General features: G+C 48.2%; 15 protein-coding genes and 3 tRNA genes. 5 read left to right on the top strand and 13 right to left on the bottom strand.

Annotated features, from left to right (window positions below; genetic code table 11):
• Positions 1 to 59 precede the first annotated feature (59 nt).
• The 3 genes from HMPREF2711_RS10480 to HMPREF2711_RS10475 all read left to right on the top strand — a co-directional run bounded on the left by HMPREF2711_RS10480 (position 60) and on the right by HMPREF2711_RS10475 (position 332).
• Positions 60 to 133, top strand: a tRNA-Cys gene (locus tag HMPREF2711_RS10480).
• 10 nt (positions 134 to 143) lie between these two features.
• A tRNA-Cys gene (locus HMPREF2711_RS11165) sits at positions 144 to 221 on the top strand.
• Positions 222 to 242: 21 nt separating this feature from the next.
• Positions 243 to 332: transfer RNA gene (locus HMPREF2711_RS10475), tRNA-Leu, on the top strand.
• 320 nt (positions 333 to 652) lie between these two features.
• Here the strand turns inward: HMPREF2711_RS10475 and rfaD are convergent.
• The 6 genes from rfaD to HMPREF2711_RS10450 all read right to left on the bottom strand — a co-directional run bounded on the left by rfaD (position 653) and on the right by HMPREF2711_RS10450 (position 4,562).
• Positions 653 to 1,657: an ADP-glyceromanno-heptose 6-epimerase gene (gene rfaD / locus HMPREF2711_RS10470; RefSeq protein ID WP_070616173.1), complete on the bottom strand. Its 1,005-nt coding sequence runs from the start codon at positions 1,655 to 1,657 to the stop codon at positions 653 to 655.
• Positions 1,658 to 1,798: 141 nt separating this feature from the next.
• The gene (gene rfaE1, locus HMPREF2711_RS10465) at positions 1,799 to 2,761 is read right to left on the bottom strand and encodes a D-glycero-beta-D-manno-heptose-7-phosphate kinase (RefSeq protein WP_003746117.1); all 963 of its coding nucleotides are present in this window, start codon (positions 2,759 to 2,761) and stop codon (positions 1,799 to 1,801) included.
• Between the two features lie 44 nt (positions 2,762 to 2,805).
• On the bottom strand, positions 2,806 to 3,150 hold the full coding sequence (locus HMPREF2711_RS11365; protein ID WP_003746115.1) for a Rossmann-fold NAD(P)-binding domain-containing protein: 345 nt from the start codon (positions 3,148 to 3,150) through the stop codon (positions 2,806 to 2,808).
• Positions 3,151 to 3,207: 57 nt separating this feature from the next.
• A complete protein-coding gene (locus HMPREF2711_RS11360) occupies positions 3,208 to 3,456 on the bottom strand; it encodes a Rossmann-fold NAD(P)-binding domain-containing protein (RefSeq protein ID WP_003746114.1) in 249 nt (82 codons plus the stop codon).
• An 11-nt stretch (positions 3,457 to 3,467) separates the two neighbouring features.
• Entirely contained in the window at positions 3,468 to 4,199 is a 732-nt protein-coding gene (pyrF, locus tag HMPREF2711_RS10455; RefSeq protein ID WP_003746111.1) for an orotidine-5'-phosphate decarboxylase, read from the bottom strand.
• Positions 4,200 to 4,301: 102 nt separating this feature from the next.
• Positions 4,302 to 4,562, bottom strand: a complete 261-nt coding sequence (locus HMPREF2711_RS10450) for a helix-turn-helix domain-containing protein (protein WP_003746109.1) — start codon at positions 4,560 to 4,562, stop codon at positions 4,302 to 4,304.
• Between the two features lie 110 nt (positions 4,563 to 4,672).
• Between HMPREF2711_RS10450 and HMPREF2711_RS10445 the strand changes: the two genes are divergently transcribed.
• Positions 4,673 to 5,035, top strand: coding sequence for a hypothetical protein (locus HMPREF2711_RS10445; RefSeq protein WP_036493797.1), 363 nt, complete (start codon positions 4,673 to 4,675; stop codon positions 5,033 to 5,035).
• Between the two features lie 75 nt (positions 5,036 to 5,110).
• Here the strand turns inward: HMPREF2711_RS10445 and adk are convergent, their stop codons facing one another.
• From adk to lpxK, 7 genes are all read right to left on the bottom strand, one after another.
• Complete coding sequence (gene adk, locus HMPREF2711_RS10440) at positions 5,111 to 5,758, bottom strand: adenylate kinase (protein ID WP_003746105.1); 648 nt, start codon at positions 5,756 to 5,758, stop codon at positions 5,111 to 5,113.
• A 72-nt stretch (positions 5,759 to 5,830) separates the two neighbouring features.
• A complete protein-coding gene (locus tag HMPREF2711_RS10435; protein WP_003746102.1) occupies positions 5,831 to 6,349 on the bottom strand; it encodes a hypothetical protein in 519 nt (172 codons plus the stop codon).
• Positions 6,350 to 6,360: 11 nt separating this feature from the next.
• Positions 6,361 to 7,122, bottom strand: coding sequence for a 3-deoxy-manno-octulosonate cytidylyltransferase (gene kdsB / locus HMPREF2711_RS10430; protein WP_003746101.1), 762 nt, complete (start codon positions 7,120 to 7,122; stop codon positions 6,361 to 6,363).
• A complete protein-coding gene (locus tag HMPREF2711_RS10425; protein ID WP_003746098.1) occupies positions 7,119 to 7,301 on the bottom strand; it encodes a Trm112 family protein in 183 nt (60 codons plus the stop codon). Before HMPREF2711_RS10425 ends, kdsB begins: the two co-directional genes overlap by 4 nt.
• A gap of 254 nt (positions 7,302 to 7,555) precedes the next feature.
• A complete protein-coding gene (locus tag HMPREF2711_RS10420) occupies positions 7,556 to 7,981 on the bottom strand; it encodes a DUF2059 domain-containing protein (RefSeq protein ID WP_003746096.1) in 426 nt (141 codons plus the stop codon).
• Between the two features lie 45 nt (positions 7,982 to 8,026).
• Complete coding sequence (locus tag HMPREF2711_RS10415) at positions 8,027 to 8,692, bottom strand: DUF2059 domain-containing protein (RefSeq protein WP_003746094.1); 666 nt, start codon at positions 8,690 to 8,692, stop codon at positions 8,027 to 8,029.
• 64 nt (positions 8,693 to 8,756) lie between these two features.
• The gene (lpxK, locus tag HMPREF2711_RS10410) at positions 8,757 to 9,767 is read right to left on the bottom strand and encodes a tetraacyldisaccharide 4'-kinase (RefSeq protein WP_036493566.1); all 1,011 of its coding nucleotides are present in this window, start codon (positions 9,765 to 9,767) and stop codon (positions 8,757 to 8,759) included.
• Positions 9,768 to 9,947: 180 nt separating this feature from the next.
• On the opposite strand from lpxK, the gene xseA reads away from it, so the two are divergent.
• Positions 9,948 to 11,297, top strand: coding sequence for an exodeoxyribonuclease VII large subunit (gene xseA / locus HMPREF2711_RS10405; RefSeq protein ID WP_003746088.1), 1,350 nt, complete (start codon positions 9,948 to 9,950; stop codon positions 11,295 to 11,297).
• The last annotated feature ends 31 nt before the right edge of the window (positions 11,298 to 11,328 follow it).

Below are 11,328 nucleotides of genomic sequence, written 5' to 3'. Positions count from 1 at the left end.
GCGAGTTCGAGACTCGTTTCCCGCTCCAGTTTCATACTACAACACTCAAGCGTAGTTTTGGCGAGATAGCAAAGTGGTTATGCAGCGGATTGCAAATCCGTCTACGCCGGTTCGATTCCGACTCTCGCCTCCATCCCTTTCATGGCGGGGTGGCAGAGTGTTTATGCTATAAGGGGTGCAACCCTTATACAGGCCGGTTCAAATCCGCGCCCCCGCCTCCAACTTCTCAATTTACTGTCTACGCCCGGGTGGTGAAATAGGTAGACACAACGGACTTAAAATCCGTCGGCCCTAAACCGGCCGTGCCGGTTCGATTCCGGCTCCGGGCACCATTTACCGCTTTTAAGCGGTTATTTTTTTGTCTATTACAATCTACAAAACAAGAACTTTCAGTTATTTTTACAGGCCATAACCTTAGCCTATTTATACCTATTTACATCTAATTATCCCAACCGCTTTTAGAAAAGTAATCAACCACTACCCCATCAGATATCCCCCTGATAAGCTAAATCTTTTATAAAACATGAGTTTTGAAAATACTATTCCAATTTCCATCGCAGAAAAGTAAATTTCTCATTTTAAAATTTCCCAAAATGATAAGGCCGTCTGAAAATCCTTTTTCAGACGGCCTTATCATTCAAATCAGAAGGACTTAAACCAAGTTCTCCAGCATCCATTTCACGTAACGGCTGACGCCTTGTTTTACATCCAAGAATTCTTCTGTATACCCGGCTTCACGCAGCTTGGTGATGTCCGCTTGAGTGAAGCTCTGATATTTGCCTTTAAGTGCATCTGGGAATGGAATATAGCGAATAAGTTCTTCTTCAACCAGCTCTTTCAAACTCATTTCAGGCTTGCCTTCGGCTGCACGGCAGGCGTTGACGGTTGCGGCGGCAAGTTCGTTAAACTGTTGGCTGCGGCCTGTACCGAGGTTAAAGATGCCTGAAAGCTCGGGATGATCGAAGAAGTAAAGGTTAACTTTGGCGACGTCTTCTACGCTGACAAAATCGCGGGTTTGTTCGCCGTTGCCGTAGCCGTCATTGGCGCCAAACAGGTTAACATAGCCATGTTCACGGTATTGGTGGAAATGGTGGAAGGCGACGGATGCCATACGGCCTTTGTGTTGCTCCTGCTGTCCATATACGTTGAAGTAACGGAAGCCGACGACTTGGGCGGTCAGGCCTTCTTTCATGCGACGGCGCAATACTTGATCAAACAAGAATTTAGAGTAGCCGTAAACATTGAGTGGTTTTTCCAGTTCGCGCTCTTCTCGGAAGATTTCGCCTTTGCCGTACACGGCGGCGCTGGAAGCATAAAGAAACGGAATACGTTCGTCCTGACACCAGTCCAAGAGATCAAGCGTGTACTGATAGTTGTTGTCCATCATGTAGAGGCCGTCGTGGTTCATGGTGTCGGAACACGCGCCTTGGTGGAAGACGGCTTCGATGTTTTCGTAATGCAGAAGATGGCCGCGCACTTGGCGGATAAATTCATGTTTATCGAGATAATGGGCAATTTCACACTCGGCAAGGTTTTTAAATTTTTCGCCTTTGCTCAAATTGTCAACGGCAACAATGTCGGTAATACCGCGCTGGTTAAGTGCTTTAACGATGTTGCTGCCGATAAAGCCGGCCGCGCCTGTTACGATAATGGTCATAATAAGTTTCCTTTATTTTGATTTTTCAGACGGCCTTGAAGTAATCATGCCGTCTGAAAATAAAAACTTCTCTGTCTGGATTATTTTCCAATTCTTATTTTTAGACGGCATTTAGAATTTTAAGGCCGTCAGAAACAATCATTATTGCTCTTCCAATGCCTTGGTCAATTCGGCAAACGAGCAAACCGCCGTACCAAGTTTTGCCACGACAACGCCTGCCGCCGTATTGGCAAGGTGCATCGCTTCAGGCATGGTATAACCTGCCGCCAAACCCAAGCCCACTCCGGCAATAACGGTATCGCCCGCACCGGATACATCATAGACTTCTTGAGCCCGTGTAGGCTGATAAATCGGCTCGCCCTCATTGAACAAGGTCATGCCCTCTTCGCTTCGGGTCAGCAAAATTGCGTTCAAATCAAGATGACGGCGCAGGTTTTGAGCTTTTTCGGTCAAATCGTTTTCGTTTTTCCAACTGCCCACCACTTCTTTCAATTCTGCACGATTCGGCGTAATCAGCGTAGCACCGGCATATTTTTCGTAATCGTCGCCTTTGGGGTCGATTAAAACAGGTTTACAGGCCTGTTTCGCCCAATCAATCATATCGGAAATATGCGACAGGCCGCCCTTGCCGTAATCTGAAAAAATAATGGCATCATATTCAGGCAACACTTCGCGGTATTGCTGCTTGATTTGTTCCAATACCTCACGATGCGGCGGCTCTTCAAAATCAAGTCGGATAAGCTGCTGGTTGCGAGCAACAACGCGCAGTTTGACAGTAGTCGCAATTTGCTTGTCGCGCATCAGATAGGAAGAAACACCGTCTTGCGCCATCAACGCATCCAGTGCATCCGCAGCTTCATCATCGCCAGTCACGGACAACAGCCCTGCTTTGCCACCCAATGAGGCGATATTGCGCGCAACGTTTGCCGCGCCACCCGCGCGTTGGTCGATACGTCCGATTTTCGCCACCGGCACGGGGGCTTCAGGAGAAATACGGGACACATCGCCAAACCAATAGCGGTCGAGCATCACATCGCCGACAACAAGGACTTTGGCTTGTGCAAAACGAGATTTGAGGGTTTCTTGTTGGAACTTGGTGGGCATATTGCCTCCGTTGTTAAAATTTTCTGCAAAACTGCGTATTCGGATTATCCGTCCGAAAGTCTGAAAATGTCCTGAGATTCATATACCTGCACTGAATGTTCAGGCGGTCTCAAAGCTACTTTCAGCATGGCTTTTGCCAATGTCTCAACGGCAAGCGGACGTTGGTTTTTCAGCAGGCCGATGCGGTTGAGTCCGTACAAAATCCGTTTGGCGACTTTTTCGCCCAAGCGGTCGCTATTTGGACGAATCAATAATGGCGGACGGAAAATGATAAGGCGCGGAAAGTTCAAAGCAATCAATGCCTGCTCCAATTCGCCTTTCATCCTTTGATAAAACAGGCGTGAAGCGGCATTGGCGCCGGAAGCGGAAACCAAAACCAAGGTATTCACGCCGTTTTCTCGTGCGGCTTTGGCAAACTTAAGATTTGCTTCGTAATCGACAGCCCATTACGCCTCTTTGCTGCCTGCTGCTTTCAAAGTCGTGCCCAAGCAGGCAAACAATACATCACCCTGCACTTCATCACGCCATGTTTCAATCTGTGCAAAGTCAATCTGATGAGCGTACAGTTTTGGATGGGAAAAATCGGAATTTCTGCGTCCGAAGCAGTCGATACGCTCGATTTCCGAATGATCTGTCAACAAGGGTAACAGGGATTTGCCTGTTGCGCCGGTTGCTCCGATGATGATGGCTCTCATATTCAGACTCCTTAAGCGTTTGCTACGCGATTCACTTCGCGCAATACGGCTACCGGATCGGCAGCTTTGGTTACCGGACGGCCCATTACCAGATAAGTCGAGCCTGCCGCCAATGCTTCGGCCGGTGTCATGATGCGGCGTTGATCGTCGTTGTTGCCGGCAACGTCCAAGCGGATACCCGGCGTAACCAAGACAAAATCTTGTCCTAATTCGCGGCGCAACGGTGCGGCTTCTTGAGCAGAACATACCACGCCGTCCAAGCCTGAACTTTGCGCCAGTTTCGCCAAGCGGATGACTTGTTCTTCAGGGGCGATGTTCAAACCGATTTCGGCCAAGTCGCTTTGTTCCATGCTGGTCAACACGGTTACACCGATCAAAAGCGGCTTGGTGTGATATCCGGCAACGGCTTCTACGGCGGCTTCCATCATGCGGCGGCCGCCCGATGCGTGCATATCGACCATCCAAACGCCCATATCGGCGGCAACTTTGCATGCCTGAGCGACGGTGTGGGGAATATCGTGGTATTTCAAATCGAGGAAAAGTTTGAAACCTTGATTGATTAAGCTTTCCGCCAAATTGCGGCCGGTCGCGGTAAACAGCTCTTTGCCGATTTTGATTTGACACAATGTCGGGTCAAGATTGCGGACAAATCCGAGCGTGTCTTTTTCGTTGGCAAAATCAAGGGCGACGATGACGGGAGTGCGTTGTTGCTGGGTTTGGAAGTCGGAGATTAAGGGATTCATAAGATGCCTGCGGATAAACGGTTATAGCTTCGATTTTAACAGCTTTTGTACACAAAAGGCCGTCTGAAAATATTTTTTCAAACGGCCTCATCACAACATACCTTAATTATTCTTATATAAATCTAAAATTTTTACAGAAAATTCATCATCGCTGAAAAAAAAGGCTGGTGGAACTTCCAATACTTCAGCAATTTTCTGCAAAGTATTCAAATCAGGCTGATGATTTCCTTTCTCATAACGATTAATACGCGTACTTGCCACAAACTCATCTAATCCTATCGCCAGTCCCAGCTTCTCCTGCGTCAAATTTTTTGCTTTTCTTGCTTCCTTAAATCGCCTTGTAAAAATTTCTTGTAAATTCATAACTTCTATCCTAAAAATCAAAGTTACGAATCTCGTATATTTCTCTTGATTATTTACTACGAATAACGTAGTATTTAATGATTTTATACTTTACCTATTGTGAGAAAACCATGACACCAGACCAAGAATCAAAATGCCATAAAATTATTCATTCTCATGCAATTGCTGCTGCCGCAGGCAACGCCATACCAGTACCAGGACTGGGTATCGCTACAGATATGGTTACAATGACTACCATGTGCACAAGTCTTTGTGCTGTTTTTGGTGGCAATATGACCGAAGCAGCTGCCAAGGCAATGGCTATTGCTGCAATTAAAAATACCATGTTAAAACAACCCATAAAAACAATGGCAAAAGAACTTTCAAAATTAATTCCAGGCTTAGGCAGCGTTGTTGCACCAACTATTTCTGTTGCATTACTTGAAGCAGCAGGATGGACTCTAGCAAAAGAACTAGAACAAAAATTCAGTTGATCCTCATACAATAATATGAAAAGGCCGTCTGAAAATATTTTTTCAGACGGCCTCATGATTTTACTTCGGCAAAACTTATTTGCCCAAACCTTTCAATACTTCGGCTTTCACGGCTTCTACTGCTTGGGTGCCGTCAACTTTGATGTATTTCGGCGCGTGTTCGCCTTCCAGTTTGCTGTAAAAATCAACCAAAACTTCGGTTTGCTCGTGGTAAACGGCAAGGCGTTTTTTCACGGTTTCTTCTTTGTCGTCATCGCGTTGAATCAAATCTTCGCCGGTTACGTCGTCTTTGCCTTCGACTTTAGGCGGATTGTAGGTAACATGGTAAGTACGGCCGGAAGCCAAATGCACGCGGCGACCACTCATGCGGTCGACAATCACGCTGTCGGGTACGTCGATTTCAACAACCGCGTCCAAATCCACGCCTGCTTCAACCATCGCTTCGGCTTGTGCCAATGTGCGTGGGAAACCGTCAAACAGGAAACCATTTTTGCAGTCGTCTTGGGCGATGCGTTCTTTCACCATGCCGATGATGATGTCGTCGCGCACCAAACCGCCTTCATCAATAATTTTTTTTGCTTCCAAACCCAGCGGGGTGCCTGCTTTGATGGCCGCGCGGAGCATGTCGCCGGTAGAAATTTGAGGAATGCCGAATGCGGCAGTGATGAATTGGGCCTGAGTGCCTTTGCCTGCGCCGGGTGCGCCCAACAATAATACTTTCATGATGAGTCCTTCTTGGTTTATGGATTTGATGTTTGTTTAATTCTACACGCCTTGCGTTTATCGTTCAAAACTTCAGACGGCCTGCTCTGCGCCAAAGTGCTGCCACGCATCATCGCGCATTTCGATAAACCAGCTGTCTTCGGGGAAGCGTTCCAACGCGTCTTTCAACGTGGAAAGTAGATTTTGGGACAAGGCTTTTGCCAAATATTCTTCCTCGTTGGCTTCTGCCGCTTTGTCCGGCTGTTGCGCCAAACCGAGGGCGCGTGTCCGATGGCCGTGTGCCAGATAGTTGAGCGCAATCACTTTTTGCGCCCAAAGCTGGGGAATGTCGGGGCTTTCCTGCAACAACACCGATAAAATCGATACGGCGACCGCCAACCGTCCACCGGTCATGCGCAAATCTAAAGACTGGTTGGGCGGCAGGGTGCTGAGCATTTCTGCCATGCGAAACCAAAATTCGCCGCTGGCTTCATCGGGCGCGGCCACTTTCAACATTTCGTAGTTGAACTCTTGATCGTCGTCTTTGACCAGCAAAGCGACATCGGCAAGCAGTTTTTGTTCGTCACGGCTCAAATGGCGTAAATCATTCATGTTTTTTCCTTTCAGACGGCCTCGAACACAGCCCTTACCCTGTCCAAATCTTCCTGCGTATCCACGCCGGCGGCTGGCGCTTCTTGGGCAATTTCAACGGCAATCGGATAGCCGTGCCACAAGACGCGCAATTGTTCCAGCGATTCGATGGTTTCCAAAGGAGAAACTTCCATTTCGGAATAGCGTTGCAGGAAGCCTGCGCGGTAGGCATAAATGCCGATATGGCGTAAAACGGCTGTTTCGGAAGGCAATTCGCGTTTTTCGGCGCGCATGGTGTCGCGCGGATAAGGAATCGGAGCGCGGCTGAAATAGATGGCGTTGCGGTTTTTGTCGAGGACGGCTTTGACGACGTTGGGATTCATAAACTCGTCAAAATCGTGCAATTCGTGGGCGGCCGTCGCCATTTGCACATTGTTTTCAACCAAAACTTTGGCCGTACGGTTGATGAGTTCGGGATCGATTAAAGGCTCGTCGCCTTGTACGTTCACGACAATCAGATGCTGTGGCAGTTTCAGCGTATTGGCCGCTTCGGCAAGGCGCGTTGTACCGCTTTCATGTTGATTGGAAGTCATGACCACTTCGACACCGTGCACCTGACAGGCCGTCTGAATATCGGGATGGTCGGTGGCAACGACAACACGCGCAGCCTCGCTTTTTGCTGCTTGTTCGGCAACGCGTACAACCATCGGTTTACCATGAATATCAGCCAAAGCCTTGCCCGGCAGACGTGAAGAATCCAACCGCGCCGGAATCAATACGACAAATTCGGTCATGCTTTCAGTTCCTCTTCGCTCAACGCTCGCGCTTCGTTTTCCAGCATATAAGGGATGCCGTCTTTAATCGGATAAGCCAGCTTCGCCTGACGGCTCCACAATTCCTGTTTGTCTTGATGGTATTCGAGTTTGCCTTTGGTAACAGGACAAACAAGGATGTCTAAGAATTTTTTTTCCATGGGGGTTTACTTTCGGGTTTGGTGGTTTTAGTGAAACTCGCTGCACTCGTTTTGGCGAAACTCGCTGCGCTCGTTTTCAGACGGCCTCAAGAGGCATCATTTTTTCCGTGCCGTTTTCTTTGCTTGCTTTGTTTGCCGTGTACAGACTTGGTCAGGATTTTTGCCGTTGTACATGATCTGACGGATTTTACGGACTAAATTTTTGTTTTTACTGGATTTTTCGTATTTTTCAGTGATAATTCTCAATATTAGATTCATTGTAGCCTCAAAATAGCGCGGCGTTTTAGTAAGTATAATTGCCCCACTGCAGTGCCGTAAAAGTCAATCAATGCGTTGACTTCTTCCTGAGTATAAACCGCCTTTATACCATCTAAAGCTGCTTTATGTACCTGGGTATTCTCTTGTAGTGCATTAATTTCGTTCATTAATTGATTTGTATATTTTTTAAGGACCTCTTCTAACTGTGGACGCTTATCTTTTGGCACATCTTTTAAAAAATCCTGTATCTTCGGATCAGAGAGCACAATACCTCCATCGCTTTGGAGAGACTGATTCAGCAGTGCATCCATCTTCTGAACTTCAAACAAACGCTCCAGCGACGCATCACTGGGCGGCGCGGCAAACGCATTGGCACACAAGACCAGCGTGGCGAAGGGCAATAATAAGGTTTTCAGTTTCATTTTTTCTCCTTTTCAATAAAAAAATATTTTCAGATAGTCGGAAAATTATTTGGCACATTCCGAAGAATGTTTATTACCCTTACACAAAATATCGCGTGTTTGAGCCTCAAAAGCGGGCGTATATTTATCGCTTGCATTGAGGTAGTTTTGACTCATGTTTTTTTGGATAATCTCATCGCTCAGCTTATCGAAATGCTTGACTTTTTCGAGCGCAGACTTGCCAGCACCATGCCCAAATGCTTCAGCCATCTTTTCTATATCCGATTGGCTCAATACATCCTCAAGATTTCCACCATGCTGTTGTAAACTTCTTATCTTTTTCAAAATATTTTTTCCCTGAGCCGAAGAGAAAAAACGGTTGGTTGCATCGACTTCTTCTTGTGTAAATACTTTCTGTACGGCACGCTTTTCTTCATCCAACCATTGTTTTTTCAACTCAGGGCGGCTCAAATCGTCTTGCATATTTTTCATATAACGGCTGATGACCGCCTTCATCTGCGCTTTTTGCGTTTTGGGCGTCATCGCTAACAAGCGCTCATTGTCCTCTTTATTCACCATCTCCAAAGAACGTTGTACTTTCTCGCTATAATTATTGCTTATGTCTTGAATCTCCAACCATTTCATTGCAGATTCATCACTTGGTTTAGCAGCCAGGCTTTGAGTGGATACAAATAAAGCTGCGCAAGCGACCAACAAATATTTTAACTTCATGATTTACTCCTATCGCGTAGTTTGAAGATCATCTTTAAAACATCTGTGAAACATATATAAGCATTTAGATTGAAACTTTCGCGGATACGAACACCGCCAAATTAGGTTCAATTATCGCACAAACAGGCAAGACCCATACATGATTCAGATTAAGGCCGTCTGAAAACTTGACTGCATCTTTCTCCGTAATAATGACCACATCCGCATTGGGCAAGTCTGCTGCTGCGATGTCGGCATGGTCGGGCAGTGCAACGGTTTGGTTCAAGGTGATGCCCATGTTCCGCAACGAATCGAAAAAACGCTCCGGCTTGGCGATACCGGCGACGGCGGCGACGGTTTGATTTCCCAAACCCGCAAAATCCAATTTTTCAGACGGCCTGTTCAAACGGTAAATCCGCCCTGTTTCAATATGGCTGGCAAACATATTTTCAGACGGCCTAAATGCCGCATCTGCTTTCCCTCCGCTGACGACAACCGCATCAACGGAAGCCAATCGAGACAAAGGTTCGCGCAAGCTGCCGTTGGGCAGTAAATCCAAATTGGTACGCCCTGTATCTGCCGCAGGAAATACGGCAATTTCCATATCGCGTTGCAAGGCATAATGTTGCAAACCGTCGTCGGCCACAATCAATTTAAGCTCCGGATGCGCCGCAAGCAATGCCCTGCCTGCTTCTGTACGGCTGCTGCCTACCGCCGTAGGCGCACCGGTTTGGCGAAATAATAATAAAGGCTCGTCGCCTGCATCTGCCGCGCTGCTGGCTGTATTCAATACATGAACCGCCTTGCTCTTGCGCCCGTAACCCCGGCTGATGATGCCGACCTTAACGCCCTTTTTCTGCAAACCCGACACCAGCGCGGCGACTATCGGCGTTTTCCCTGTTCCGCCTGCATGGATATTGCCGACCACCACCACTGGCACAGGCAATTTTTCGCTTTTCAGACGGCCTGAAACAAAATCATCGCGCCGTTTCGCCGCAATTTTGGCAAACAGCTTGGACAATGGTTTTAACAGCAAAGACAAAAACGGATTGGGGGATTGCCAATGGCGCTCGATAATTTGGTGGAGTTTGGGCATACGCACGGCTTTTGAAGCGAAAATCAAACGATAATATAACACAAGCCTGCCCGGACAAGGCCGTCTGAACATGCGGCTTTGATAATATTAAAACAAAGGGCGCAAGTTTCATAAAAACGAATACAACGAATCGCCCTAAAACCCTTATAATTCAGCTTTCCCCAATTTTTCTGTTTCGTAATGTCCGAACTCTTCGCACCCTCCTCCATTTCCGTATCCGAACTCAACGCCCTCGCCAAAGCCTTGTTGGAAGACCATCTCGCAGGCTTGTGGATTGCCGGCGAAGTGTCCAACCTGACCCATGCCGCCAGCGGACATTATTATTTCTCGCTCAAAGACAGCCGCGCGCAGGTACGTTGCGCGATGTTTAAAGGTGCGGCGGCGCGTTTGGCGAAGCCTTTGAAAGAAGGCGACCATATCGAAGTATCAGGAAAAATCAGTATTTATGAAGCGCGGGGCGAATTTCAGATTACCGTGAACGAGGTGCGGCTCAAAGGCTTGGGGCAGCTTTACGAAGCCTATGAGCGATTGAAAGCGCAGTTGCAGGCGGAAGGCGCGTTTTCAGCGGAACGCAAAAAACCGTTGCCCGCCCGTCCGCAATGTATCGGTATCATCACCAGCCTGGCGGCGGCGGCATTGCGCGATGTTGTAACCACCTTAAACCGCCGCGCGCCTGAAATTCCCATTATCGTTTATCCGACGCCCGTTCAAGGTACAGGCAGCGAGTTGCAAATTGCCCAAGCGATTAAAACCGCTTCGCAACGCGCCGAATGCGATGTGTTGATTGTCTGTCGCGGCGGCGGCAGCATTGAAGACTTGTGGGCGTTTAATGAAGAGCCGGTCGTGCGTGCCATTGAAGCCTGCGCGATTCCCGTTGTCAGCGGCGTAGGACACGAAACCGATTTCACGCTTGCCGATTTTGTTGCCGACGTACGCGCGCCCACGCCGACCGGCGCGGCAGAATTGGTCAGCCCAAACCGCCAAGAATCGTTACACCGCCTCGCCCAAGCCAAAGGCCGTCTGAAAACCGTTTTGGAACAACGCTATTTCGATGCCAGCCAAAAACTCGACTGGCTCGCGCGGCAAATCCGTCATCCGCGCCAAAAACTTGACGATCAGCGCGCTTCAATCAGCAAACTGGCGCAAACGCTGTCTTACTCGATGACGCAAAACCTCCGCGCCCATACCGCCCGTTTTGAACGCCAAACCCAAACCCTGAAACATTGCCATCCTGATGTTTCCATTTACAAACACAACATCGACCACTTTCAGACGGCCTTATCGCATTCCTTCCGCCAGCTGCTTACCCACCGCCGTCAAAGCCTGACCGCCCAAGCAGCATTGCTCGAAGCCGTATCGCCGCAGCATATTCTAGAGCGCGGTTTCTCCGTCGTCAAAAACACCCGCGGACAAGTCATCCGCAATGCCGATACGTTGAAACAAGGGCAGAAACTGCACATCACTTTTGCCGACGGCGAAACCGACGTACGCGTGACCAAAGAGCAGGCGCAGGGCGAGTTGTTTGACTGACGCAATAAAGGCCGTCTGAAACTTTATGCTG

It is taken from the genome of Neisseria sp. HMSC070A01 (assembly GCF_001810165.1).
Taxonomy (GTDB): Bacteria; Pseudomonadota; Gammaproteobacteria; order Burkholderiales; family Neisseriaceae; genus Neisseria.
This window is presented reverse-complemented; position numbering and strand designations above follow the sequence as displayed.